Origin of the sequence: Cyanobium gracile UHCC 0139 (assembly GCF_034931325.1) — a bacterium.
In the GTDB taxonomy this organism is placed as follows: domain Bacteria; phylum Cyanobacteriota; class Cyanobacteriia; order PCC-6307; family Cyanobiaceae; genus Cyanobium; species Cyanobium gracile_B.
This window is the reverse complement of the sequence record NZ_JAYGHX010000001.1, coordinates 417,729-441,866: the sequence shown is the minus strand read 5'-3', so window position 1 is coordinate 441,866 and position 24,138 is coordinate 417,729. Positions and strand designations below refer to the sequence as shown.

Annotated in this window: 27 protein-coding genes and 1 tRNA gene; 11 read left to right on the top strand and 17 right to left on the bottom strand. The window is 70.4% G+C overall.

What is annotated here, in order from left to right:
* The first annotated feature begins 237 nt into the window (after positions 1-237).
* Together VB738_RS02185 and VB738_RS02180 are read left to right on the top strand one after the other, a co-directional pair.
* Positions 238-1,314 carry an NAD(P)/FAD-dependent oxidoreductase gene (locus tag VB738_RS02185; RefSeq protein ID WP_323304180.1) on the top strand — a complete coding sequence of 359 codons (1,077 nt, stop codon included), beginning with the start codon at positions 238-240 and terminating at the stop codon, positions 1,312-1,314.
* Entirely contained in the window at positions 1,311-2,501 is a 1,191-nt protein-coding gene (locus VB738_RS02180; protein WP_323304179.1) for a pyridoxal phosphate-dependent aminotransferase, read from the top strand. The genes VB738_RS02185 and VB738_RS02180 overlap by 4 nt, the downstream gene beginning before the upstream one ends.
* Before the next feature lie 15 nt (positions 2,502-2,516).
* On the opposite strand, the gene VB738_RS02175 is transcribed toward VB738_RS02180, so the two are convergent.
* Positions 2,517-3,344 carry an MOSC domain-containing protein gene (locus tag VB738_RS02175; RefSeq protein WP_323304178.1) on the bottom strand — a complete coding sequence of 276 codons (828 nt, stop codon included), beginning with the start codon at positions 3,342-3,344 and terminating at the stop codon, positions 2,517-2,519.
* A 107-nt stretch (positions 3,345-3,451) separates the two neighbouring features.
* On the opposite strand from VB738_RS02175, the gene VB738_RS02170 reads away from it, so the two are divergent.
* Entirely contained in the window at positions 3,452-3,877 is a 426-nt protein-coding gene (locus VB738_RS02170) for a hypothetical protein (RefSeq protein ID WP_323304177.1), read from the top strand.
* 26 nt (positions 3,878-3,903) lie between these two features.
* Here the strand turns inward: VB738_RS02170 and VB738_RS02165 are convergent, their stop codons facing one another.
* The 3 genes from VB738_RS02165 to VB738_RS02155 all read right to left on the bottom strand — a co-directional run bounded on the left by VB738_RS02165 (position 3,904) and on the right by VB738_RS02155 (position 5,747).
* Positions 3,904-4,089 carry a hypothetical protein gene (locus tag VB738_RS02165; RefSeq protein WP_323304176.1) on the bottom strand — a complete coding sequence of 62 codons (186 nt, stop codon included), beginning with the start codon at positions 4,087-4,089 and terminating at the stop codon, positions 3,904-3,906.
* A 19-nt stretch (positions 4,090-4,108) separates the two neighbouring features.
* On the bottom strand, positions 4,109-5,131 hold the full coding sequence (locus tag VB738_RS02160) for a restriction endonuclease (RefSeq protein ID WP_323304175.1): 1,023 nt from the start codon (positions 5,129-5,131) through the stop codon (positions 4,109-4,111).
* A gap of 184 nt (positions 5,132-5,315) precedes the next feature.
* A complete protein-coding gene (locus tag VB738_RS02155; protein ID WP_323304174.1) occupies positions 5,316-5,747 on the bottom strand; it encodes an NUDIX hydrolase in 432 nt (143 codons plus the stop codon).
* Positions 5,748-5,885: 138 nt separating this feature from the next.
* Here VB738_RS02155 and VB738_RS02150 point away from each other — a divergent pair, with 138 nt between their 5' ends.
* Positions 5,886-6,710, top strand: a complete 825-nt coding sequence (locus tag VB738_RS02150) for a GGDEF domain-containing protein (RefSeq protein WP_323304173.1) — start codon at positions 5,886-5,888, stop codon at positions 6,708-6,710.
* Between the two features lie 154 nt (positions 6,711-6,864).
* Here the strand turns inward: VB738_RS02150 and VB738_RS02145 are convergent, their stop codons facing one another.
* A complete protein-coding gene (locus tag VB738_RS02145) occupies positions 6,865-7,665 on the bottom strand; it encodes a DUF1036 domain-containing protein (RefSeq protein WP_323304172.1) in 801 nt (266 codons plus the stop codon).
* A 231-nt stretch (positions 7,666-7,896) separates the two neighbouring features.
* Positions 7,897-9,249, bottom strand: coding sequence for a glutamine synthetase (locus tag VB738_RS02140; RefSeq protein WP_323304171.1), 1,353 nt, complete (start codon positions 9,247-9,249; stop codon positions 7,897-7,899).
* 50 nt (positions 9,250-9,299) lie between these two features.
* Between VB738_RS02140 and VB738_RS02135 the strand changes: the two genes are divergently transcribed.
* Positions 9,300-9,941, top strand: coding sequence for an isochorismatase family cysteine hydrolase (locus VB738_RS02135; protein ID WP_323304170.1), 642 nt, complete (start codon positions 9,300-9,302; stop codon positions 9,939-9,941).
* On the opposite strand, the gene VB738_RS02130 is transcribed toward VB738_RS02135, so the two are convergent.
* From VB738_RS02130 to VB738_RS02105, 6 genes are all read right to left on the bottom strand, one after another.
* Positions 9,917-10,264, bottom strand: coding sequence for a hypothetical protein (locus tag VB738_RS02130; protein ID WP_323304169.1), 348 nt, complete (start codon positions 10,262-10,264; stop codon positions 9,917-9,919). The two genes, VB738_RS02135 and VB738_RS02130, sit on opposite strands and share 25 nt — an antisense overlap.
* Positions 10,265-10,400: 136 nt before the next feature.
* Positions 10,401-11,111 carry a response regulator transcription factor gene (locus tag VB738_RS02125; RefSeq protein WP_323304168.1) on the bottom strand — a complete coding sequence of 237 codons (711 nt, stop codon included), beginning with the start codon at positions 11,109-11,111 and terminating at the stop codon, positions 10,401-10,403.
* 92 nt (positions 11,112-11,203) lie between these two features.
* Positions 11,204-11,632, bottom strand: a complete 429-nt coding sequence (locus tag VB738_RS02120; protein WP_323304167.1) for a type II toxin-antitoxin system VapC family toxin — start codon at positions 11,630-11,632, stop codon at positions 11,204-11,206.
* The gene (locus tag VB738_RS02115; protein ID WP_254972064.1) at positions 11,632-11,868 is read right to left on the bottom strand and encodes a type II toxin-antitoxin system Phd/YefM family antitoxin; all 237 of its coding nucleotides are present in this window, start codon (positions 11,866-11,868) and stop codon (positions 11,632-11,634) included. Before VB738_RS02115 ends, VB738_RS02120 begins: the two co-directional genes overlap by 1 nt.
* A gap of 170 nt (positions 11,869-12,038) precedes the next feature.
* Positions 12,039-12,461, bottom strand: coding sequence for a type II toxin-antitoxin system death-on-curing family toxin (locus VB738_RS02110; protein WP_323304166.1), 423 nt, complete (start codon positions 12,459-12,461; stop codon positions 12,039-12,041).
* Positions 12,462-12,751: 290 nt separating this feature from the next.
* Positions 12,752-12,823, bottom strand: a tRNA-Val gene (locus VB738_RS02105).
* Positions 12,824-12,912: 89 nt separating this feature from the next.
* Between VB738_RS02105 and VB738_RS02100 the strand changes: the two genes are divergently transcribed.
* Positions 12,913-13,479 (top strand): metal-binding protein, encoded by a 567-nt coding sequence (locus tag VB738_RS02100; RefSeq protein WP_323304165.1) that lies wholly within the window; start codon positions 12,913-12,915, stop codon positions 13,477-13,479.
* Here the strand turns inward: VB738_RS02100 and VB738_RS02095 are convergent.
* Positions 13,421-14,512: a methyltransferase domain-containing protein gene (locus VB738_RS02095; RefSeq protein ID WP_323304164.1), complete on the bottom strand. Its 1,092-nt coding sequence runs from the start codon at positions 14,510-14,512 to the stop codon at positions 13,421-13,423. The two genes, VB738_RS02100 and VB738_RS02095, sit on opposite strands and share 59 nt — an antisense overlap.
* Positions 14,513-14,554: 42 nt before the next feature.
* On the bottom strand, positions 14,555-16,744 hold the full coding sequence (locus tag VB738_RS02090; protein ID WP_323304163.1) for an FAD-dependent oxidoreductase: 2,190 nt from the start codon (positions 16,742-16,744) through the stop codon (positions 14,555-14,557).
* 116 nt (positions 16,745-16,860) lie between these two features.
* On the opposite strand from VB738_RS02090, the gene VB738_RS02085 reads away from it, so the two are divergent.
* The 3 genes from VB738_RS02085 to VB738_RS02075 are packed head-to-tail and all read left to right on the top strand — an operon-like array spanning position 16,861 to position 19,779.
* Entirely contained in the window at positions 16,861-17,595 is a 735-nt protein-coding gene (locus VB738_RS02085; RefSeq protein WP_323304162.1) for a glycosyltransferase family 2 protein, read from the top strand.
* On the top strand, positions 17,592-18,884 hold the full coding sequence (locus tag VB738_RS02080) for a hypothetical protein (RefSeq protein ID WP_323304161.1): 1,293 nt from the start codon (positions 17,592-17,594) through the stop codon (positions 18,882-18,884). The genes VB738_RS02085 and VB738_RS02080 overlap by 4 nt, the downstream gene beginning before the upstream one ends.
* Positions 18,885-18,909: 25 nt before the next feature.
* Entirely contained in the window at positions 18,910-19,779 is an 870-nt protein-coding gene (locus tag VB738_RS02075; RefSeq protein ID WP_323304160.1) for a DUF547 domain-containing protein, read from the top strand.
* A gap of 204 nt (positions 19,780-19,983) precedes the next feature.
* On the opposite strand, the gene VB738_RS02070 is transcribed toward VB738_RS02075, so the two are convergent.
* The 3 genes from VB738_RS02070 to VB738_RS02060 form a co-directional block, all read right to left on the bottom strand.
* Complete coding sequence (locus VB738_RS02070; protein WP_323304159.1) at positions 19,984-20,424, bottom strand: arsenate reductase ArsC; 441 nt, start codon at positions 20,422-20,424, stop codon at positions 19,984-19,986.
* 192 nt (positions 20,425-20,616) lie between these two features.
* The gene (locus tag VB738_RS02065) at positions 20,617-21,351 is read right to left on the bottom strand and encodes an anti-sigma factor (protein ID WP_323304158.1); all 735 of its coding nucleotides are present in this window, start codon (positions 21,349-21,351) and stop codon (positions 20,617-20,619) included.
* Positions 21,352-21,355: 4 nt separating this feature from the next.
* Complete coding sequence (locus VB738_RS02060) at positions 21,356-21,928, bottom strand: sigma-70 family RNA polymerase sigma factor (RefSeq protein WP_323304157.1); 573 nt, start codon at positions 21,926-21,928, stop codon at positions 21,356-21,358.
* A 955-nt stretch (positions 21,929-22,883) separates the two neighbouring features.
* Here VB738_RS02060 and VB738_RS02055 point away from each other — a divergent pair.
* Both VB738_RS02055 and VB738_RS02050 read left to right on the top strand, forming a co-directional pair.
* On the top strand, positions 22,884-23,609 hold the full coding sequence (locus tag VB738_RS02055) for a DUF6969 family protein (RefSeq protein ID WP_323304156.1): 726 nt from the start codon (positions 22,884-22,886) through the stop codon (positions 23,607-23,609).
* On the top strand, positions 23,575-24,102 hold the full coding sequence (locus VB738_RS02050; RefSeq protein ID WP_323304155.1) for a TVP38/TMEM64 family protein: 528 nt from the start codon (positions 23,575-23,577) through the stop codon (positions 24,100-24,102). The genes VB738_RS02055 and VB738_RS02050 overlap by 35 nt, the downstream gene beginning before the upstream one ends.
* The last annotated feature ends 36 nt before the right edge of the window (positions 24,103-24,138 follow it).

Here is a 24,138-nt window from a genome sequence, read left to right as displayed (position 1 = left end):
CTGGCCGCGCTTTTCCCTGGGTACCCTCACCATCGCTCAGGGAAAACTCAGGCTTGCTTGCTGAGCGCTCGAAGGTGACTACGGCGACGTCGATAGGTTTGCCGTCGCCCCTAACATCCGCGGGCATGCATCCTTTCAGGCCGTGGGCGCCGCCCGGATCACAAATCCACCGGTTGTGTCAGCACATCCCCGCTTGATCACCGGGCATGTTCTCTCCTTGCCGATGGATCTTCAGCCGTGATCCATACAGCTGTCGTTGGTGGTGGCGCCTGCGGGCTGGCCGTGGCCAGGGGGCTGTGGCAGCAGGGTCGCGCCGTGCGTGTCTACGAACGGGCCATGGCGTCCCATCTCCATGGGCATGGCTTTCTTCTGTTGGCCAATGGTCTCGCCGCCCTGCGCCGGCTCGGTTGCGACCCGGACGGCACCCTGGGCCATCCGATCACGTCAGTGAGGATTCTTTGCTGCTCGGGGCAGGTGCTGGTGGAGCACCCGCTCGAGGGGGCGGTGGCGATGCTGCGCCACGACCTGCTCAATGTGTTGCTGCACGGCGCCCCCGACGAGCTGGTTCAGTACAACCACCCATTCGAACGCTTCGACTGGGACCGGGAGCGGGCCCGGGCGGTGTGTTTCCAGAACGGCCGTTCCCACCCCGCCGATGCCTTCGTCGCGGCCGATGGGGTGCGCTCCAGTTGCCGGCTGTCCCTCGGATGCGGGGCGATGACCAACCCCGGCCGGGTCAAGGAGATCGTGGCCCATGTGCGCCAGCCCCTGGTGGCGGCCGAACTGGGTCATCGCTTCCTCAAGGCGCTCGATCCCTCCGGAGGGCTGGCGGTCGGGCTGGTGCCCCTGGGTGATGACCGGCTGGTCTGGTTCGTGCAGTTCGACAGCCACCGCTTCGCCGCCCCGCAGCCCTCGGAGGTGGGGGCCTTCCTCCAGGAGCATTTCCGCGGGTTCCCCGCCGTGGTGCGCCACGTGCTGGGTGCCACCGATCCAGCCCGCGCCCATGTCTGGCACACGGTCGACGAGGATCCGGCCACCCGCTGGAGCAAGGGCAACGTGGCCCTGGCGGGGGACGCGGCCCACCCGCTGCTGCCGTTCACCAGCCAGGGGGTGAACACGGCCCTGGAGGATGCGGTGTTGCTCAGCGATCTGCTGCTCGGCTGCCGCGACCCGGATGATGTGCCGGAGCTGTTCAGGGCCTACGAACGGCAGCGGCGGCCGGCGCTGCTGGGCTGTGTGGAGGCCGGTCGCCAGATGGCCCGGTCGTTTGTCCAGCCGTCGGCCACCCGGCTCCAGCTGCCGCTGATGGCATGAGCCACCGCTTCGCCGACAGCTTCCGCGATGGGGCGGTGCCGCTCGAGCTGCTGCGCCAGCGGGCCCACAACCTGCGCTGGGCCGAGCTGCCCCCCGGGGTGATCCCGCTCACCGCCGCCGATCCCGATTTCCCGGCGGCGCCGGTCATCCGCGAGGCCATCGCCGACTACGCCCGCTCCGGGGTGTTCAGCTACGGCCCCGCCGGCGGGCTGCCCTCCTTCCGGCAGGCGGTGGCCGGCTACCAGCGGCAGCGGGGGGCGCCCGTGCCCCCCGAAGCGGTGCTGGCGGTGAACAGTGCCGCCGCTGGCCTCGCCCTGGTGACGCGCCACTGGCTCGCGCCCGGCGACGAGGCGATCGTGTGGGATCCGGTCGACTTCCTCTTCGCCCACACGGTTCGGAGCGCCGGTGGGGTGCCGGTGCTGTGGCGCATCGATCCCGAGGCCCCCCTGGATCTGGCGGCGCTGGAGGCCTTGGTGACCCCCCGCACCCGGGTGCTGTGCCTCTGCAACCCCCACAACCCTCTGGGCCGCTGCTTCCGCCGCGATGAACTCGAGGCCCTGGGTCGCTTCTGCCTGGAGCGGGGCCTGCGGGTGCTGAGCGATGAGGTGTGGAGCGATGTGGTCTACCCGCCGGCCACCTTCACCAGCTGGCTGGCCCTGGAACCGGAACTGTCCGGCCTCGGGGCCGTGGTGCATGGCTTCTCCAAGTCCTTCGGCCTGGCCGGTCTGCGGGTGGGCTACGTGGCGATGGCGGATCCGGAGGCGGCGGCCCGGCTGCTGGCCGACAGCGAGCTGCCCTCCACCGTCGATGGCGTCGCCACCCTCAGCCAGGTGGCGGCCACGGCGGCCTACAGCCCCGACGGCCTGGCCTGGCTGGGGGCCTTTCTGGAGCATCTGCGGGCCCGTCGCGACCAGGCCGTCACCCGGCTGGCGGCGATCCCCGGCCTGCGGGTGCGGCCCCCCGCGGCCACCTTCGTGCTGTTCGTCGGCCTGCCGCCGCTGCAGGAGAGCGTCGAGGAACTGGTGGAGCGGCTGAGGCGCGAGCACGGGGTGGCGGTGGTGCCAGGGATTCCCCGCTGGTTCGGCCCCGGGGCGGCGGGCCACCTGCGGCTGAGTTTCGCCACCTCCGAGGCGCTGCTGGGCGAGGCCCTCGAGCGCCTGGCGGCCGGGCTGGCGTCGGCCCCCTAGCCAGCGGCGAGCCGCTCAGGGCAGCAGCCGCACCGGATCCCCCACCGCCACCGGGCCGGGGCTGACCACACTCAGGCGGATGCCGGCCACCACGCCGTTGTGACGGGCAGTGGCCCGCAGGATCTCCAGGTTCTCCTCCAGGGCGCCCTGGGCCAGGGTGGTGACGACGCAGCGGGGGCAGCCGCCGTCGACCCGCAGCACCAGCTGCTCGCCGATCTGCAGACAGGCGCCGCTCCAGCCCTCCTCCACGAAGCCGGTGGACTCCGGCGGCGTGCTGATCAGCAGGTTGGGGCGGAAGCGCTCGACGGCGAAATCCAGCTGGGGTTCAAGCTGCCGCAGCCGTTCCAGGGTGGCGGTGGTGATGGCGTGGATGGGGCAGGCATCGAAGAAGGTGCCTTCGGGCAGCTCCAGGGCGTTGGTCACGTCCTGGAAGGCGCGCTCCTCCACCGGCGGCCAGTACTGGTCAAGGCTGGCGCCCTCCGGGGGGGTGTCCAGCAGGCTCACCCGACGCCCGAACAGCTCGCTGAAGAAGGCGTCCACATCGTCCTCGCCGCTGCAGAGACCGGCGCTGCTGTCGTCCTCGCGGGGGCCGATCAGAACCGGCGGCAGAGGCGCCGCCGGCGTCGGTTCCTCCCGGAAGCGGGCCCGGTAGCCCAGCAGCCCCTGCCAGAGCCGTGGGTTCTTGGCGCTGGCCACCCGGCCGCTGGCGTGGTCCCAGAGGGCATAGGCCCGGTCCCCCCGGATGCCGCGGGGGTCGACCTCGAGCTGGCTGGGGGAGTCCCCGAGCATCGACTTCACCGGGTAGCGCCAGAGCGCCTGCACCGTTCCCACCAGATCCTGCACGCCCGTTGCCTGTCGTTGCCGGCGCACTCTGGGGGCGGAGGTGCGACAACGCCGGTAGCAGCACCTACCGTCCGCTGGGCGCACGCCGGGATCCGCTCTCCTGGGCCATGAAGAACTTCATCCACCTGAGATCCGCCAAGTTCCCCGAGCTGCCGGGCGAGGCCGTGGAGATGGTGAACCCGGGCACGGTGGGCAAGGCCCTGGCGCTCCATCTGCAGCAGCGGCTGCAGGCGAACGGCCGGCAGGTTCCCTTCCTCTGCTGCGAGGACTGGGGCTGGTGGCTGGAGCTGGCCGACGCCCCCTTCCGATTCGGGGTCTGCATCTACAGCCAGCCGGCCGAAGGGGAGGCCATGGAGTTCTGCTGCACCGACGGGGCCTTCGCCGGGCGGATCTGGCTGTGGCGCCGCTTCCGCTTCATCGACACGGCCCCCTGGGCCGAGGCCCTGCACGGGGAACTGCTGGCGATCTTCCGCGAGGATCCGGAGGTGGAGCTGCTGGGAAGCGGGCCCGATTTCCCCTTGGGGGGCCCCTGAGCTGGCGCCTGGTTGGGCGCGCCCCGTCAGGGGCTCCAGAAGCCGCGGGAGTTGAGCCACAGCCCGAGCACCACGAGCGGCAGCAGGAACCCCGCCAGGATCTGCAGCCGCGGCCGCAGGCCGGTGGTCTCCGATGCGGTCCGGGCGACCTCCTGCCGGGGGGGCGTCCCCTTGCCATGGGCGGGCGGGCGTCGGCGCGATCGCGAGGCCATGGACTGCGGTGGTGGGGCCCTAATTCTTCACCAGCACCTGCTCGAGCGAAAGACGATCACGGATGTCACCGGGCAGGTGGGTCCAGTGGCGGGCAATCAGCTCGGCCAGCTGGTGGCCGTTGACGAGGCTGATCCTGGCGAAGCCCTCCTCGCCGGCCGCCGTGGTCGCCGCCGGCTGGAAATCGGCGGTGGTGATGAAGATCCCATGGCCGCCGAAGGGAATGAACTGGCGCAGCTCCCGCACCGCGTCGGCGCCGATCCGGGCGCCGAGGTTGCCGCGGTGAAAGCGGGCATGGATGCGGATGCGGGCCGGCAGCGACAGGTTGATGTCCCCGCAGGCATCGAACACATCGCGCAGCGCCCCGCGGTGCTCGGCCCGCTCCCAGTCCTGGAAGCCGAGGGCATCAAGCAGGTGGACCACCAGCCGCTCGAATTCAGCGGGATTCAGCTGCAGGAGCTGTTCAAGGACGCTGCGGTGGGCCTCCTCCTTGCGGGTGGTCGCCCGGGCCGGGGCCGTCGTCTCCGGGCGGCCGATGCTGCGGATGAACTCGGCCTTGTGCTCCACCAGGAACACCGTCAGCAGGGAACGCATCCGGGTGTGGGCCGGAACGGTGAGCAGGGTGCGGATGGAATTGCGGAACGGGGCCGAGAAGTGGTCGAGCCGGAGCGGGTCGGGCGACCAGGTGACGGGGCGCCGGTGGCGCAGGGGACAGCCGTCGTCGCCGGTGGGGTCGTAGTAGGCGGTCCCCTCATCCACGACGCCGAAGCGCAGCAGGTCGGCTTCCGCCGCCGGGATGATCACGTGGTCGCCGGGGCGGATCTCGAACAGGAAGCGGTGGATTTCGTTGACGTAGTTGGAGAGCAGAATGGCGCTCTGAATGTCCGGGAAGTAGCGCCGCACCACAGAAAACAGCTGCTCCCGGTTCCGGAGTGGGCCGAGGTCCTCGGTGATCTCCCGCCAGCCAATGCCGACGAAGCCGCCGCTGAGGAAGTTGTCCGCATAGATGCCGCCGCCCGCCCGAACGCACCAGACGTTGGTCATCGAAGGGACGCGGGTCGGGGGGGCAGGCCTGCGGGCGCCATGGAAGGGGTGACGGCGCTGACAGCTTCCGCAGGGAAGATCCTTGAGATTGTCGCGAATCTTGCCGGGAAGCGCATCCTCATCAACCCTGAGACGCAGGAGAACGGTCTGATACCTCCCATCTTAAGGCATCACTCACCATTTTTTAGTTCTTTGAGCCGAGCTTCGGGTCGAGGCGGTGCACGGCCCGCTCCAGGGACGGGGCCAGACCACGCCGCTGCTGCAGCCTGGGGCTCCAGATCCGGCCACTGCGCAGCTCCTCCAGCCCGGCCAGCACCATGTCCTGCCCCTCGTGCAGCTGCAGCGCCGTGAGCGGCACGGTGAGGGGGCCGCGGAAGTAAAAGGCGCTGAGCTGGTCGTCGTGGTGCTCGAACCAGGGGGGCAGGTCTGGCGCCTCCCAGCCGATCTCCTCGCCCAGCTCCCGCAGGATCGCCTGCTCTGGCCCCTCGCCCGGATCGAGGTGGCCGCCGAACAGGCCCCAGCAGCCCGGATGGACGATCCCCTCGATGTCGTCCCGGAGCTGCAGGAGCCAGCGGCCTTCGCGCTCCAGCATCGCCAGCGCCACCGCGAAGCTCATGGGTGGGGGCGGTCCATGGGGCGCAGGCCAGGTGGCGATGGGGGGATTCTGGCCGGGTGGCGGGGTGCCGCGGGGTGGCTGCGCGGACACCAGGCGTCGCCGTTCCCCTCCTACTTTTCCGGGGAATTGCCCCAGCCCGTGAACGCCCCCGATCTCATCTTCCTGCTGCTGCGGGCCGCCACGGCGGTGCTGTGCGGGGTGGCGGCGCGGGAGGCGCTGAAACGCGCCCGCCTGCCGGGTCAGCCGCGGCGGCGTCGCTGGCGGGTCCGATTCGCCGCGGCGGTGCTGCTGGCCCTCGGGGTGTTTGCCCTCGAAGACGGGGTGGGTGAGGCCCTGGGCCGGCCGGGCGAGCCGCTGCGCTGGCGCAGCTGGGTATGGGTGATTCTCGATCTCTCCATCCCCGCCCAGGTGCTGGCGGTGCTGAGCACCCTGCGCCAGCGCGACCGGCTGGAGGCCGAGCTGGCCGCCGCGGTGCGGCGCGATCCGCTCACCGGCCTGCCCAACCGGACGGGCTTCGCCGAGGCGGCCACGCTGGCCCTGGCCGCCGCCGCCCGCGACGGCCGGCCGGTGGCGGGGGCCATGCTCGACATCGACCACTTCAAGGCCATCAACGACGGCTGGGGCCATGGCGCCGGCGACCTGGTGCTCCGCGACGTGGCCGCCGCCATGCGGGCCGTGCTGCGCCCCGGCGATGTGCTGGCCCGCGTCGGCGGCGAGGAATTCGCGCTGTTGCTGCCCGGTGTCGATGCGAGGGGGGCCGGGCCCCTGCTGGAGCGGCTGCGGGCGGCCGCTGCGTCAGTGCCGCATCCCGGGGCGCCGGGGCAGCGCGTCACCCTCTCCGCCGGCGTGGCGGTGGTGCAGGGCACGGGCCTTGTGGCGCTGGAGAGCGGCCTGCGCAACGCCGACGGCGCCCTCTACGCCGCCAAGGCCGCCGGTCGTAACCGGGTGATGGTGGCGGGCTGAGGGGCGGGGGGAACCCGGGAGCGGTGGTGCATGGACGGATCCTTGCCCAATTCGCGCCAACGCCTGGGTGCCCAATCTTGAGGGTGCCACTTGAGCGAGGCCCTCCGATGACGAGCGTGTAAATCCAAGGCAGCACGTCAGACAAAACATCGGCTCATTGAGGGGTGAGCGTGATGCTGGCCCCGCGACCATCCACGTTCCGATCGAGGAAAAGATAGTGCTGATAGCGCCAACCGCAGCTCCCTCGACCAGCATCGGGGATCTCAAACTTCTGTTCAGGGTCGACACAAACTCGCCTTGTCCCTTTCCAGGATAGATTCCTGGTTTCGGCATAGACATAGACTCTGCCTCGGTAGCCTGGGGGAAGCGTCAGACTGTCGCACTCACCCGGGGCAACCTCATACCAGCCTTTACTGGTCAGGCGGCCATTTCTGTCTGTCAATGCCTTGGCGACATAGGCCGATCCGTCGCCGGCTCTGTTGCAGACGCGCAGGGCCGTCTGGGCTGGACGCTGCTGCCCACTGGCGGCGATCGTCTCCCTGAGGTTGCCGCGTGCATCCACCACGTCGCACCGCCACTTGCCGTTTGGGGCGTAGACCTCAATCTTGTCGCCCCGTCGCCAGTTGGCCCGGCAGATCGAAATCCAGTTGCCAACGCCGCTGGGCTGGCCGGGTACGAGGCTGCGTCCGCGGCTGGCCAGCTTGAGCCCCAGCTTCAACAGGATCTCCTTGAGGTCTGGATCCCTCGAGACGTCGATGCCAATCGCGACGGGAGAACGACAATTCGACTGACAGCAGGCTTGGCGTCCGGGAGCCACTGTTTCGAACTTCGATCCGCGCACGATCTGAAACGACCTGTTGGCCCGATTGACGATGCAGAAGACCCCGTCGACGGCGGAAGCTGGAGCGGCCCACAGGAGGCTGCCCCCCACCCCGAGTGACAGCAACAGCCCCATGGCCTGGGGCGTAACCCTGTGGAGCCCCTGGCCAGAAGGGTCCATGGAAGTCCTTGTCCGTTCTCCTGCCCATTCTGATCAGCTTTCCCCTCCCGTGGTACTGGCGGCGCCTGTTGCGAAGGGATGGGCACCTTGGTCCAACGGATTGGCAGTCTTCACTTGACCAGGAATGGCCGATGGGGCCATCGGTGTGAGCTACCGAAGGCTGCTTCGGTGAAGCTCCGCAGCCCCTCAGTCGATCCCCCCCACCACCGGCCACCAGGCCGCGGCCGCCACCAGCTCCGCCTCGCTGCAGCCCGCCGCCCGCCGCACCTCCGCCGCCTGGCTGTCGCACAGGGAGCCGTGCAGGGCTTCCCCCAGGGCCTGGCGCAGCAGGTCGCTGGCGGCGAAGGCGGCCGCGGCCGCCGCCAGGCTGGCGGGCAGGGGCGCCGCCGTCCCGGTGGGCAGCAGGGACGGATCGCCGCTCACCGGTGGCGGCAGGGGCCGGGCGCGGGCCAGGCCGTCGGCCACCACGGCCTGAACGGCCCCCAGCAGCAGGTAGGGGTTGGCGGCCAGGTCCGCCACCTTCAGCTCCAGGTGGGCCGGGGCTCCATCGGCCGCGGCGGGCACCAGGCGCAGGGCCGCCTCCCGGTTCTCCACGCCCCACACCTGGAACGGGGCCGACCAGGAGCCCGGGGCCAGCCGCCGGTAGGAGACCGCCAGGGGGCAGGCCAGGGCCAGCAGGGCCGGCAGTTCCTCCAGGAGGGCCGCCAGCACCCCGGCGCCCGCGTCGCTGAGGCCGGCCTCCCCATCGCCGCCCTCCAGCAGCGCCGTCCCGCCTTGCCGGACGCTCAGGTGCAGGTGGCCGCCGTTGCCCACCCGCCCCAGGCTGGGCTTGGGGCTGAAGCTGCAGCGCCAGCCGAAGCGGCGTGTCAGCCGCTGAATCAGCAACTTCGCCTGCACCAGCCGGTCGGCGGCCTCCAGGGCCGAGCCCGGTGCCAGGGACAGCTCGAACTGGCTGGCGCCGTACTCCGGGTGGAACTGCAGCCAGGGCAGGCCGGCCGCCTCCAGGGCCTCCAGCAGGGCGGTGGCGTAGTCGAGGCCCTCCACCAGCCGATCGGCCCCGTAGGGCCCCCCGGGAATCGCGGGCGCCGGCGTGCCATCGGTAGCGGGGGTCGCCACCAGCCACTCCAGCTCGAAGCCGGCCCGCAGTTCCACCCCGGCCCGCCGCAGCTGCTCCATCTGGCGGCGGCACAGGTGGCGCTGGTCGCCGGCGTAGGGCACGCCGCTGCGCTCGAAGCGCTCCCCCGGCGCCCAGGCCCAGCCGCTGGCCGGTTCCAGTGGCGCCAGGGCCGCCGGATCCGCCCGCAGGCGCAGGTCGCCGTCGGGCCGGGCCAGGCGATGGCCGGCAGCGATGCCGCCGTCGGTGCCGAAAGCATCGGACACCGGTGAGAAGCCCAACCCCACCGCCACCGCCGCCTCGAAACCAGCCAGGGGCACCACCTTCACCAGCGGCGCCCCGGCGTGGTTCACCCAGGTGATCGCCACCCAGCGGATCCCCTGGGCGGCCAGCGCCGCGGCCATGGGGGCGGGGGGAATGGACACGGGCCCGGCAAGCGTCTGCCGCCATGATTGGACGGATCGCCGGGGCCTGCATGCCGTCGAGCTCACCCGCGGAGTGGCTCCACCCCGGCGGCACCGCGCTGCTGCTGGTGGATCTGCAGCAGGGCACCTGCGGTGACGCCCAGCCCCGGCCGGATCTGGAATTTGATCGCCGATTCCGCGCCACCACCCTGCCGAACGCCCAGCGGGTGCTGGCGGCGGCGCGCCGCGGCGGGCTGGAGGTGATCCACACCGTGATCGCCAACCTCACCGCCGACGGGCGCGACCGCAGCGTCGACTACAAGCGCTGCGGCATGGGCTTCCCGCCCGGCAGCCGCGCCGCCGAGGTGATCGCCGAGCTGGCGCCGTTGGCCGATGAGCTGGTGCTCCCCAAGAGCTCCTCCTCGCCCTTCAGCTCCACCGTCCTCGACTACCTGCTGCGCAACCTGGGCGTCCGCACCCTGGTGGTGATCGGCCTGCTCACCGACCAATGCATCGACCACACCGTCAAGGACGCCGCCGACCGCGGCTACCGGGTGGTGTGCGTCCATGACGCCTGCCAGGCGGTGACCCCGGAACGCCATGCCGCCGCCCTGGCCTGCTTCGCCGGCTATGGCGAGCAGATCAGCTGTGGGGAGTTCGTGGCGGTACTCAACGCAGAGCCCCGCCCTCAGGCGATCGGCTCCGGGTCGTAGTAGACGCCGGAGGCGTTGAACGGGGGCACGCTGGTCACGTACTCCGTTGTCAGGCTGGCGGGGTCGAAGGCGATGATCGTCCGGGTCCGGTCGAGCCACTGCACCCGGTCGGCGCCGGTGACCGTCAGGGTGGCCACCCAGGGGCCCACGACGTCGTCGTTGAGATCGAAGTCGCCGCCTTCAGGGTGGCGCTCGTAGAGCTTGACGACGCCATGGGCCAGGACCCGGTCCGGGTCGCACAGCCAGTAGCCGGTGCGGCCGGCCAGGATGACCTCGGACACACGGGAGTGCCCGGCCGCGGCGAAGCTGAGGTGGACGGCCATGGTGCGCTGATCTGCTTCTGGGGTCGTGCGGGGGGTGCCGGGAGGCTGCTCGGGTCATCCCCTGACACGTCCACCTTCCCGTGGAGGCCCCTCGGTCCGCATCCCCAGAACAGGGGATTGCGGCTGACCCGGCGGCTCAGCCGGCGACCGGGGTGCGACCCTCCAGGGCCGATTCCAGGTTGATCAGCCCGGCGGCGATCGACTTGACGACCGCCTTGGTGCGGTTGTCCACCTGGAGCTTCTGGAAGATGTGCTTCACGTGGGTCCGCACGGTCTCGGGGCTGACCACCAGCTCCTGGCTGATCCGCTGGTCGGTCAGGCCCAGCATCAGATGGTTGAGCACCACCCGTTCGCGCTCGGTCAGCGGCTCGATCAGGGCCACGGGCGGCTGCTGCCGCAGCACCGCCGCCACCGGCTCGGGGTAGTAGATGCCGCCGCCGGCCACCACCCGCAGCGCCGGCATGAACAGGCCCGATTCGAAGCAGATGCCGTTGCAGCCCCGCGCCAGGGCCTCCCGCACCAGGTCCTCGTTGGCGTCGTCGGCGATCAGCAGGGTCCGGATGGCCGGGTCCAGCGCTTCCGTGCGCTCCACCAGCGAGAGCCCGGTGCCCTCCTGCAGCCTCTGGCTGACCACCAGCAGGGACGGCCGCTGCCGCTCCACCAGCCGGAAGCCCTCCTCCTCCGTCGTGGCGGCCCCCACCAGGCTCCTCTGGACCGGGGTGATGCACATGAAGGCCCCCAGCCATTTCATGTGCTCCAGGCAGGCCACCGTGGTCAGCCCGGCCAGGATCCCCTCCAGCTCCTCCAGCAGGGCGGGGATCCCGGGGATGAGATCCGTGAGGTCCACGGCTTGAGGAGCGTCCGGCGCCCATGATGGCTGGCACTGGGTCCGTCTGGGCCTGCAGGTCCTTCGCGGCGGGGTGTGCCGCCCGATAGGCGTCAGGCAGCCCCGATCAGCTGGGCCGCTAGTCCCAGTTGCCGGGCGGCCATCACAAAGGGCCCATCAAGGCTGCAGAGGATGGCGCCCCGTCCGGCGGCGATGGCCAGGTGCAGGGCATCGGCCGCCCGCAGGGCCGTGGTCCAGCCGCGCAGACAGGCGTCGGCATTGCGGAAGTCCAGGGGTTGCACTTCCAGCATCAGGAACCCTGGGGCCAGGCTGCGTTCGAAGCCATCGAGCACCGCCTCGGCCTGCGAGGGACTCAGGGCCCCGGTGCGCACCTTCAGCCCGAGAGCGGAATGGAGCTCGGTGGCACACCAGGGGCTGATCGCCAGTGGCGCAGGGGCCTGCTCGAGAAAGGTCGCGGCGGCGTCGGAGTGGGCTTCCGGTGTGAGGGCCGCCAGCAGCACGCAAGTGTCCACATACAGCATCAGGAGCCGACGTCATCCCGCAGGGCGCGCATCGTCTCCACGCCGCTGGTGGCCTGATGGGGCAGGGAGTCCCGCAGTGCCTGGAGCTGGGGCAGGAGATCGCGCACGGCCTGCCGCGGAACCAGCTCAGCGATGGCTTTGCCGCGGCGGGTGATCACCACCGGCTGGCCTTGCTCCACTGCGTCGAGCAGGCTCGACAGCTGGGCTTTGGCCTCCGCCACCGTGACCTGTCGCATGGTGTTGGTCATCGAGATGACCAACTTTAAGCGGGTCCGTGGGACGGCGCCCCGGCAGAAGTGGCCAACGTGCGCCGTCTGTTTATGCCCCCTCAGGCCACCAGCCGCGCCAGCGGCAGGGTCGGAGAGGAGATGCTGCCCTTGCCTCTGCCAGCGCAAAAATGGCGAGATCAGCTGGACAGCGGCGTGCAGCTTTGCCGTATCCAGATCGAGAGTTCTTCAAGCACCTGATCACGCTGTGGAGGGGAGGTTTCTGCGAGCCGCCACATGCGCTGCTCCGCCTCTTCATGGCGGGGCTTCCACTCAAACCCATTCGCCCGCAGCACCATCTTCACAGAGAAAAACGCCACCCGCTTGTTGCCATCGGGTAAGGGGTGGCCCTTGGCGAAGGCGTAGGCCACAACAGCAGCCAGAAGAGCGATGTCCGCCTCAGGCCTGAAGGTGTGGAATGCCAGGACTTCCGCCAGAGCGGTTTCGATCTTGCGTAGATCCGGCGTTACCTGGAGAACACCATGCCTGTTGATCGTCGCCGCATGGACCCGTGCAATCTCAAAAGGGCCTGGGAGGATCAGGGTCCCAGGCGCAATCCTCACTGAGCCAGCGAACGGAACACGTCGTCGTACTCATCCATGAACGCCAGAGCGTCATCGATGAGTTCCGGGCGCACTCCATTCCGCGTCGTCAGGGGCGGGAGAGCGCCTGGCCGGGGAGGCTCAACAGAAGGCACGCTGCTCTGACCGGCAACCTTGCTCTTCCAGATCGGGGAGGCATCGGTAGCCACTGCTGGTAGTTCAGGTTTAAGTGGATTGACACTAGCCATGATCGTCAACCTTCCTGGTGGCCGTAGTGACATGGATCCCCGCCTTTGCTGGGATCTGAGCGATGCCCGATGCCGGTTTCGAACCAGCGACATCCTGCTTGTAAGGCAGGCGCTCTACCGCTGAGCTAATCGGGCGGTGGGCTCATTCTGGCGGAGGGGGCGGCGCGGCCCGGCCATCGGGGGCCGCCGGCCGGTACCTTGCCGGCAGCGTCCGGAGCCCGGCCATGGCCAGCGGCCGCCGCCACGATCGCGCCACCCGCTGGCTGGCGCTGCCCTTCGGGCTGCTCTGGGGGCCGGCCCTGGGGCCGGCGGGGGTGGCCGTCGCCAGCGGCGCCTTCCTGCTGGGCGGCCTCTGGCTCTCCCCCGACCTCGACACCCGCTCCAACGCCACCCGCCGCTGGGGTCCCCTGCGGCTGCTCTGGTGGCCCTACCGGCGCCTGCTCAGCCACCGCTCCCTGCTCTCCCACAGCCCCCTGCTGGGCACCAGCCTGCGGCTGCTGTGGCTGGCGGCGCTGGTGCTGGCGGCCTGTGCCGCCCTCGGTCCCTTGGGCGCCCCAGCGCCGGCCGAGCTGCTGCAGCGGGGCCGGGAGCTCTGGGGCTCCCAGCGCCCCCTGCTGCTGGCGGCCTTCGTGGGCCTGGAGGCCAGCAGCTGGCTGCACCTGCTCCAGGACGGCGATCCGATCCCGCGACTGCCCCGGCCCCTTCGCGCCCTGGGGCGCCGGCTCAGCCGCCTCAGCAGCAGGAGCCGCCGCTCGCTGGGGCCGGCGCGGCGGCGGGGGCGTCGGCGGTAGGGGCGACCCCCCCGTCGAAGGGCAGGGCGCTGCCGCAGCCCTCGAACAGGCCGTAGTGGCGGCTGAAATCGCCGAGGAACTCGAAGTGGGGCGCCAGGCGGCTTTCGGCCAGCATGCGGAAGGTGTTGCCGCAGACCGGAAACACCCGCCCCGTCTCGATGTGGTGGTGCTTGTCGAAGGGCAGGGCGTCGGGGTGGCCGGCGATGCTGCCGCGGTAGACCACCGCCTGGCCATGGTCCTCGCAGGCGTCCTCCAGGGCCTCGATCTGGAACAGCCGGTAGGTGGCTGAGAAGAAGCGGATCGCGCCGGTGCGGGCGGCCAGCTCCGGGTCGGTGATCTCCAGGGGCCTGTCGGCCACGAGGCGCGGATCGGCGAAGCCGGCCTGGCGCGCCAGCCGCAGGAAGTCGTTCCAGTAGAGGGCACCGCTGAGGCATTCGCCGTGCAGCACCGGGTCGTGGCGCAGGGCCTCGGGCACGCGCCGGTCGGCGTAGACGTCGGCGAAGAAGAGCTCACCGCCGGGCTTCAGCAGCCGCCGCACCCCGTTCAGCACCGCCAGCTTGTCGGCCGAGAGGTTGACCACGCAGTTGGAGATCACCAGATCGAAGCTGCCGGGCTCCAGGGGCAGGGCCTCCAGCTGCTCGATGCGGCCCTCCAGGAATTGCACATTGCCGAAACCGAACACCTCGGCGTGGTGGTCGACGTGGCGCCGGGCCACCGCCAGCTGCTCCGGCGTCATGTCGACGCCCACCACTGCGCCGCCGGCCCCCACCAGCTGGGCCAGCAGGTACACATCGCGGCCGCTGCCGCAGCCCAGGTCGAGCACCCGCAGGCCCTCCAGCAGCGGCGGCGCCACCAGGCCGCAGCCGTAGTAGCGGCTCAGCACCTCGGGGTGGATCCGGGCCAGCAGGGGCCGCAGCGCCGGCGGCACGCTGCTGGCATCGCAGCAGGCGCTGGTGCGCAGGTCGTCGCTGCTGCTGAGGGTGGAGCCGTAGTACTCCTGAACGCTGCGGTGCAGATCGGCGGCGCTGGTCATCGGGGAGGGGTCGCAGGGGGGGTGGTGGGGACGGTGTCGGGCTCAGCCGCGGCGCCGCCAGGCGTGATAGCGGCGCAGCCAGGGCAGCAGGTGCTGGGGCACCCGTTGCTTCTTCCAGGCGGCGGCGGTGTATTTGCTGGCCTCGGCCAGGGTGGGGTAGGCGTGGATCGTCCCGAAGATCTTGCCCAGTCCCAGGCCCCATTTCATGGCCAGCACGATCTCGGCCAGCAGTTCGCCGGCATGCTCGCCCACGATCGTGGCGCCCAGGATCCGGTCGCTGCCGGGTGATGTGAGCACTTTCACGAACCCCCGCTCGGCGCTCTCGACAATGGCGCGATCGAGCTCGTGCAGGGGGAAGCGGGTCACCTCCACCGCCAGCCCCCGCGCCGACGCCTCGGCTTCGGTGAGCCCCACCGTGGCCACCTCCGGGTCGGTGAACGTGGTGCGCGGGATGACGCGGTTGTCCACCTGGAAGGAGCGCAGCTGGCCGAACAGGGCGTTGACCGCCGCATACCAGGCCTGGTGGGCGGCGGTGTGGGTGAACTGGAACGGCCCGGCCACGTCGCCGGCGGCGTAGATGTTCGGGTAGAGCGTCTGCAGGAAGGCGTTGGTGGTGATCGTGGCGCCGGTGGGAATCCCCAGCTCCTCGAGGCCGTAGCCCTGCAGCCGGGCACGGCGGCCCAGGGCGCAGAGCACGGCGTCGCAGGCGATCCGCTCCCGCCGCTCCCCCTGCCGCACCAGCACCGTCACCGCCCCGCCGGGGGCGGGATCCCGCTCGAAGCCGAGCACCTCGGTGTCCAGGTGCAGGGTCACGCCGTCCTCCTCCAGGGCCTGGCGCACCTCGGCGGCCACATCGGCGTCCTCCTTGCGCAGCAGGCGGTCGCTGCGCTGGATCTGGGTGATCGGCAGGCCCAGCTGGGCCAGGGCCTGGGCCAGTTCGCAGGCGATCGGCCCGCCCCCCAGCACCGCCAGCCGCGGCCGCTCCAGCGGACACTGGGCCAGCCAGTCCCAGACGGTTTCGCTGGTGAGCAGGGGGACCGCCTCGCTGCCCGGCCAGTCGGGCCGCACCGGTTCGGCGCCGGTGGCCAGCACGATCGCCCGGGCCGTGAGCCGCTGCTCGCTGCCCGCATCGCTGCGGATCGCCACCGTCCAGGGATCGAGCAGACGGGCCTGGCCGCGCAGCACCTCCACCCCCAGGCCCTCGTAGCGCTCGACGCTGTCGTGGGGGGCCACGGCCGCCACCTTGGCGGCCACCCGCTCCAGCACCCGGCGCAGGTTCAGCCGCGGCTCCTGCGGTTCGAGTCCGTAGCGGTCGGCCCGGCGCAGGCGCGCCGCCAGCCGCGCCGAGCTGATCAGGGCCTTGCTGGGCACGCAGCCGGTGTTGAGGCAGTCGCCGCCCATGGCGCCGCGCTCCACCAGGGTCACCCGCGCCTTGACGGTGGCGGCGATGTACGACGTGACCAGCCCCGCCGCTCCGGCGCCGATCACGATCAGGTTGCGATCGAAGCGGCGCGGCCGCGGCCAGCGGCGGTACAGCCGCCAGGTCTGCCAGCGGCCCAGGGCCGCCTTGGCCAGCCAGGGGAACAGGGCCAGCAGCAGCAGGGACCCCAGCAGCGGCGGGCTGAGGATGCCGCCGATCCCGCGCAGCTGGGCCAGCTGGGTGCCGGCGTTCACGTAGACGAAAGTGCCTGGAAGCATGCCGATCTGGCTGGTGAGGTAGAAGCTGGCGGCCCGGATCGGCGTCAGCGCCATCAGCAGGTTGACCAGGAAGAAGGGGAACACCGGCGCCAGCCGCAGGCTGAGCAGGTAGAGCACCCCGTCGCGGGCCACCCCGGCCTCGATCGGCGCCAGTTGGCGGGCGAACCGTCGCCGCACCGGACCCCGCAGCAGGGTGCGGGCCACCAGGAAGGCCAGCAGGGCGCCGATGCTGGAGGCGAACGACACCAGCAGGGTGCCGAGCCCGACGCCGAACAGCGCCCCGCCGGCCAGGGTGAGCACCGCGGCCCCCGGCAGCGACAAGGCCGCCACCAGCACGTAGAGGATCAGGTAGGCGCCGGCCACCAGCAGGGGGGCCTGGCGGCGCTGCTCCAGCAGGGCGCCATGGGCCGCCTGCAGGGCCTCCAGGGTGAGCTGGCGGTGCAGGCCCAGCGCGAAGAACAGGACCACCACCAGGGCGATGGCGGCGATCAGCAGCAGCTGGCGCCAGCGGGACGGGGAGAGTGGTGGGGCCATGGGGGAAGCCGTTCCCCCCTCCTACCGGCGAACCGGCGGTTCGGATGGCCCCGGCCCCAGGGGGGCGGCCATCCATTCGCCCGATTCGCCGGTACGTTCATCAACAGGGGACGTCCATGCCCAACCCGGGATCGGCCATGGCGATGGGGGCCATCCAGGTGGTCATTCCGGCGCGCGACGAGCGCGAGACGATCGGCCACGTGATCGGCCAGCTGCGCCGCCAGGGGCTCGACCGCATCCGGGTGGTCGACAACGGCAGCCGCGATGGCACCGCCACCATCGCCCGCCAGCTGGGGGCGGAGGTGCTCAGGGAACCCCGCCCCGGGTACGGCCGGGCCTGCTGGCTGGGGTGCCTCGATCTCGCCCCCGACGTGGACTGGCTGCTGTTCTGCGATGGCGATGGCGGTGACCCGCTCGAGGAACTGCCCCGCTTCCTGGAGCTGATCGACGACCACGACCTGCTGCTCGGCGACCGCACCGCCACCGCCGTGGGCCGCGCCTCGCTCACGCCCCTGCAGCGGGGCGGCAACCGGCTGGCCACGACGTTGATCGGCCTGGGCTGGGGCTTCCGCTACCGCGACATGGGGCCGCTGCGGCTGGTGCGGCGTGAGGCCTTCGCGGCGATGGCCCTGCGCGACCGGGGCTATGGCTGGACCCTGGAGATGCAGGTGCGGGCCATCGAGCTGGCCCTGCGCATCCGCGAGGTGCCGATCTCCCATCGCCCGCGCCTGGCCGGCGCCTCGAAGATTTCCGGGCGCTGGGGGGCCAGCCTCCGGGCCGGATGGGTGATCCTCACCACCCTCGGCGGGCTGTGGATGCGGCGAGTGCTGCGGCGGGGGCAGCGGCGATGACGGTGACGTCCCGGTTGCGGCGCCTGCAGCTGCCGGCCAGTGCCCTGCTGCTGATCGGCGGGGCGTTGCTGATGCGCTCCCACGGCGACCTGTTCGACGCCGCCCAGCTGCTGCCGTTCTGGCGGGCGGCCGCCGTGATGGGGCTGGGTTTCGCCCTCTCCTGGTCGCTGCCCACCATCCCCGGCGCCCTGTTCTGGGCCGTGGCGGTGCTGACGCGGCTGGCCCTGCTGGCGATGGAGCCCGGCGACGACATCTGGCGATACATCTGGGAGGGGGGGATCCAGCTGCATGGCTTCAGCCCCTATGCGCTGCCCCCGGACGCGGCGGCGCTGGAGGGGTTGCGCACGTCCTGGTGGCCCCTGATCAACCACCCCGACACCACCGCCATCTACCCGCCCCTGACGCAGCTGCTGTTCCGGCTGCATGCCGCCGTGGCCCAGCAGGTGCTGCTGTTCAAGCTGTCGTTCACGGCCGCCGACCTGGCCATCGCCGGCCTGCTCGCCGCCCGCTTCGGAACGGCGCGGGCGGCGCTCTACGCCTGGAACCCCCTGGTGATCGTTGGCCTCAGCGGCGGCGGGCACTACGACAGCTGGTTCCTGCTGCCGCTGGTGGCCGGCTGGCTGCTGGCCGAGCGGGAGCCCCCGCCCCAGGGCCAACGCCCCCAGGCCTGCATCGACCTGCTGCTGGGCCTGAGCGTGGCTCTCAAGTGGATCACCCTGCCGCTGCTGCTGCAGCGGGCCTGGAGCCGCTGGCGCCGGTTCCGGCGGCCCTGGCCCTTGCTCAGCACCCTGCTGCTGGGGTTGGCACCGCTGCTGCTGGGGGCCTCCCTGTTCTGCGGCCTGCGCAGCTGCCCGCTGCTGCCCACCGGCTCCAGCTTCATCCGCCACGGCCGCAGCGCCGAGTGGCTGCCGCACTGGATCGGCCAGCTCTGGCCCTGGACCCTGCAGACCAATGCGGTGCATGGGTGGCTGCTGCTGCCGGTGCTCCTGGTGCTGCTGGTCACCAGCGCCCGGCTGGGCGTTTTCGCCTGGCGCTACCTGCTGGCCCTGCTGCTGCTCTCCCCGGTGGTGCACGCCTGGTACTTCATCTGGCTGATGCCCTTCGCCGTGCCCAGCCAGAATTGGGGGGCGCGGCTGGTGAGCCTTTCGGCGTTCGTCTATTTCGTGCTCCCCTCGCGCCTGCCGGACTGGCAGCTCACCACCCCGGAGCGGCTGCTGCTGTGGCTGCCCCTGCTGCTGGGGCTGCTGCTCAGCGCCCGGGATCGAACCGAATCGGCCCCTGGCCGGTAAACCCCTGGTGTTCCTCCGTTGCGCCATGGTCCGTGTCCGCTCCCGCACCCCGCTGCTGCTGCTGGCCTGCGGCCTGGTGCTGATCACCGCCACGGGCTGCAGCGGCGGGCCGGCCCCGTGGACGGCGGCCGAGGCCAGCCGTTCGTCCATGGTGGCCACCGCCCCCCAGCCGCCCCTCGATCCCGGCCCCTACAACGCGGTGCTGCGGTCGGTGGTGGATGGCCAGGGTCTGGTGGATTACGCCGCCCTGCAGCGGGATCCGGCCCAGCTCGATCGCTACATCAAGGCGCTGGGTGCCCTGGCCCCCGAGCGCTTCGCCTCCTGGCCGGAGGCGGAGCAGATCGCCCTGCTGATCAACGCCTACAACGCCTTCACCCTGCGCGCGATCATCGACAACGATCCGATCCGGCCCAGCATCAAGGCGATTCCCGGCGTCTGGAAGTTCCGCCGCCACCAGCTGATGGGCCGCGGCCTCACCCTCGATGGCATCGAGCACGAGATCCTGCGGCGCGAGTACAACGAACCCCGCATCCACGCGGCCCTGGTGTGCGCCGCCATCAGCTGCCCGCCGTTGCGGCAGGAGGCCTTCACGGGGGCGGCGCTGGAGCGGCAGCTGGAGGATCAGACGACCCGCTGGCTGGCCAGCCCCGTGGGCCTGGCGATCGACCGGGCCGCCGGCACGGTGCGGATCTCCCAGATCTTCCAGTGGTTCGCCGAGGACTGGCCGCGGGCCGATCCGCAGGCGGCGCCTGTGCCGGGCCACGCGAAGCAGAGCGCCGTGCTGCGCTTCATCGCCCGCTACCGCCCCGCCGCGGAGCGCGACCTGATCCTGGGCGGCGACTACCGCTTCGCCTACCTCCCCTACAACTGGGACCTGAATCGCCAGAGCCCTTGAGGCGCCGACGTGGTGATGGCCTTTGGACCGCTCACAAGTTCGGCCCTTCCCACGGCGATCCTGGATCTCGCGGCCCTGGAACCGCAGCGCGACCTTCCGATGATCGCCATGGACTGGAGATCTGCTGAGGGCCCATCGTTGAGCCGTCTGTTTGCATCGGCTGCGTTGATGACCCTTCCAGCCACGATGGTGGCCATGTCGTGATCAAGCCAGTTTCAAGTTGGCTTCGAGCAGGTCACTGATCCGTTCAGCCAGATCGTCGAAGCAGGCGGCGAAGGCTCGACGGGCCTCCTCGACCTCCTGATGGGCGGCCGGATCGGGCAGTCCCCAATGGAGCCGTGCCGCGTTCTCGGGGAGAGGGCCGCAGTGCTGCGCTGCGTGGTCGCACACCGTGATCACCAGATCGAAAGGGGTCGCTGCCGTCGTCAGGACCGCCGCCAGACTCTTGCTGGTGTACTGGCTGGGATCCACCGGCAGTCGGCTGATCTGCTCCAACGCCAGCGGATGGACCCGTCCGGTCGGGGCGCTGCCGGCGCTGGCGACCTCCAAGGCCCCTTGAGAGAGGGTCTGGAGGAGGGCCTCGGCCATGATGCTGCGCGCCGAGTTGCCGGTGCACACCACCAGGACCCGCTTTCTGGTTCTCATGTTCATGGTGCTGGTTGGGAACTGGTTCGTCATTGCTGGGAGAGGCGGTTCCACAGGTAATTCAGGTCATCAGCAGTGAGCACCAGTCGCCATCGGGTTCCCCAAGGGGTCCCGCCGCAAGAGGTGCTGCCGATCAGGCCGGGGACGCCGAGGCCGCGCGTCAGCGCCAGGGGGTGCTGCTTGCAGGCGTCCCTACACGCTGGTGAGGACCTGGGGACCATCCGGTCCGGCGTCATCGGCACGCAGGCTCTCGATGTTGATGCTGAGGGATTTGGCGTGGCTGGAGGGCTCTGACGGAATGGGCATGGAAACGATGCCGTCGGCATTCGGGACGAACCGCACACAGCCCACCGATTGACCGCCCACCTCGGCCCACAGGCGGTACACATGGTTGGGTGGCGCCGGCGGGAGTCCTTTGATCAGCAGAAGGTTGTAGCCCATGCCGGCATTCACCACCACCTGGCCGGAGAGCCCCTGCTGCCCACCACTTCCATGCAGCAGCAGGGTGCGGCTGGCCTTCATGTCAGCGGTCAGCCCGGCCATGGCAGGGGCGCTGCCCTTCTGCTTCGCGAGTTCGCCGCGCAGTTGCACAACCTGCAGACCCATCACAAGCACAGCGCAGGCCATTGCCGCCATCCCTACCTGCGTGCCATCGCGTATCCAGGGCTTGCGAGCCTCCGTGGCCTGCCGCCGGCGCCCATCCACCTTCTGCATCAGCGCGTCTCGCAAACGGGGCGGCGGTGCTACACCTGCGGGGATGGCCAGAGGCAGCAAGTTCAGCGTCACCTGTAGTTCTTCGATATGGGCCTGGAGGGAGGGGTCGTCGGCCAAGGCGGCACGGAAGCGCTGCTGCTCTGCTTCCTCAAGATCGCCGAGCACATGTCCGGCCAGAAGTTCATCGAGTGAGGGTTGATCAGCGGGGGTCATGGCATTACGGCTGAAGGCCGGGGCAGAAGGAGGAAGCGAGAGGCGAATGGGTGAAGTCGATCATGTGCCGGCGCAGGGCAAGCAAGCCCTGTCGCGAGCGGGTTTTCACGGTGCCCAGAGGGATCTGTAGGTGTTCGGCGATGGTTGACTGGCTCATTCCCTCGTAGTACGCCAACTCGAGCACCGTCCGTTGGTTGGGGTGGATCTCGGCCAGCGCCCGCCGCATACGGTCACCCAGGTCACCGACTTCAGCCCAGTGCTGAGGGCCGTGTTCATCACGGCCCAGCAGCTGACTCGACCACTTCTGCAGGAGCTGCCAGCGGTTGCGCTGCTGCTGAATCCGGTTGATGGCCATCGATCGGGTGAGCAAAAGCAGGTAGGCCAGCACCGGCCCGCGCTGCGGGTCATAGCGGTCCTGGTGCCAGTAGCGCAGAAACACGTCCTGCAGGAGATCCTCAGCACTGCTGCGGTCCCCGCACAGCCGCAGGGCAAGCCGGTAGACCGCTGGGCTGTAGGCGTCATACAGCCCGCCCAGATCGCGGGGCGGCGGAGAGGGGTCTGGGACGTCGAGGTCCATCGGTTGGTGGGCGACCATGCAGCCACTACCGGCGGGCGGCAGAAACGGATTGCCGAGGCGTTCCGCCTTCGAGGGTTGCCGGCCCCCGGGCGTTGCAGGCACGACTGCATCCTGGGAGCCTCCCGTCGGCCGATTCACCAGGCCACCGGACGCAGGTGGCCTGGTGAATCGGCGGAACGACGCCACCCCAGCTCGCTGCACGGAGCTGGTCGGTGCATCTGGGTTCTCACCGGCCGAGCAACAGCTGTCGTTGCTGGTTTCCAGTGCCCAGAATTCCTGTCCCTACTGCGTGGCTGCCCATACCGTGGTTTCCGGTGTCGAGAGGCTGGATCCCAGCACGATCGGCTGGCACTTCAATGCATCGCTGGATCGGTTGGGATCCCCGGCGGCTTTCTTCGGTGGATGGGCGGGTGCCCAGGCGCGGCGATCCGGCCTCCGCCCCACTCCTCAGTGCGTGAGTGCCGTGGCATGCGCAGGGATCTCCGTCGTCATGAGACGGGGGCACCATCCAGACCCAACCCGCCGTTGCTGGCCGACTGACTCCTGGCTGTAGCCGTTGGCTGTGCCGCTCGCCGATCGCCGGCGCTCAGATCGAATGCACCCTGGCGCCAGGTCTTCATCTCGCCACCGTTCCCGTGCCATTCCCGGGGCTCTCATCAGTGCCCGCATAGGGACTCTGCTGCTTCCGCTGCTGGCGACGCTGCCAGGCAATCCAATCACCAGGGCTGCAGGTACGTCCTCTGTCCGCTTTGGATCGATCCATGCCTTCCCTCTCTTCCCGCCTTCGCGCCGGTCTCGGAGTCGCCGCCATCACGGCGGCCGCTCTCAGCCTGCCGGCCTACGCCGCGGGCTGTGGCCCGCGCGGAGGTTGTTGTGGCAGCAAGAAGCAGCTCCTGCGGTCCGGTGGCTGCGGTGCCGCCAAGCCTGGGGGTTGTGGCGCCGCCAAGCCGAAAGGGTGCGGCGCCTCCAAGCCTGCTGGCTGCTGCGCTGCTCGCTGATGCTCCTGCGCCAGCGCTACCAGGCGGGCTGCCGCAGCCTTCGCCACTGGCTCCTGGTGAACCAGCGGCATGGATCGCTGGTGCGCGCCTGCACCGGCGATTCGGTGGTGCTGGCCGAGCGCCATTACCCCGAGGACGATTGGCGCGATCTGCTCAGCGGTGGCCAGGCTTACTACCACTGCCACCGCCCGGGCGACGAGCACGGCCACCTGCATCTGTTCATGCCCGCGGAGCCCGGTGCCGAGCTGACCCATCTGCTGGGTATCGGCCTCGACCCCCGGGGGTTGCCACTCAGCCTGTTCACGCTGAACCGCTGGGTCGCTAACGACGCCTGGCTAGCGGCAGAGCCCACCTTTGCGCTGGTCCAGAGGTTCAGCCTCGCGGCCAGCGATGCCGATCGGCACGCCAGCGCCTGGCTGGATCAGTTCCTGCGCTTCTACAGGCCAATGATCTGGCACCTGCTGCTGGATCGCGACCGGGTCCTGGCGGATTCCGGCTGCTCCCTAGAGCAGGCGCTCGAGAACCGGGACCTGGAGATTCCCAGCCAGTTGCCCATCGACTGGGGCGCCGATCTGGATGACGTTCAACAGCAATGGCGATCCCATGGGGAGAAGCTTCGATCCGGCACTGTTGCATCACCCAGCCGGGATGGTGCTGTTTGTGCTGACCTACGCGATCGCTGAGGCATTCCTGCTTCCAGCGGCACCGGCCACCCTCCTGGCAGGACGTTTCTATGGCCTTGTGCTGGGGTCCGCACTGGTGGTGCTGGGAGCTTCCCTTGGCGCCATTGCGGTGTTCGTGATGACGCGCCGCTGGCTCCGCCCCCAGGCCAGCCACTGGCTGGAACGGTCCAGGCACCTGGAGGCCCTGCAACTGGTGGTGAGCCAGGAAGGCCTGCGGGTGATGGTGCTGGCTCGCCTTTCGCCGGTGCTTCCTTTCAATCTTCTCAATGTGGCTTACGGACTGAGCGACATCCGACCCCTCACCTTCGCTGTTGGCCTGGTTGGCATCGTGCCCGGCGCCGTGCTGTATGTGGGCCTGGGCACGGCCGTTTCCGGTTCTGATGTCACGGGGTTTCAGATGGTCGGACTGCTGGCCACGCTCGCCTGCGCTCTGTTGTTGGCTCGCAGGCTGCTGCCCGCCCTCAGATCCCCTCAGCCGCCGGGCCAGCCGTGACGCTTCCACCACCAGCTTCCAGCACCATTCAGCGAC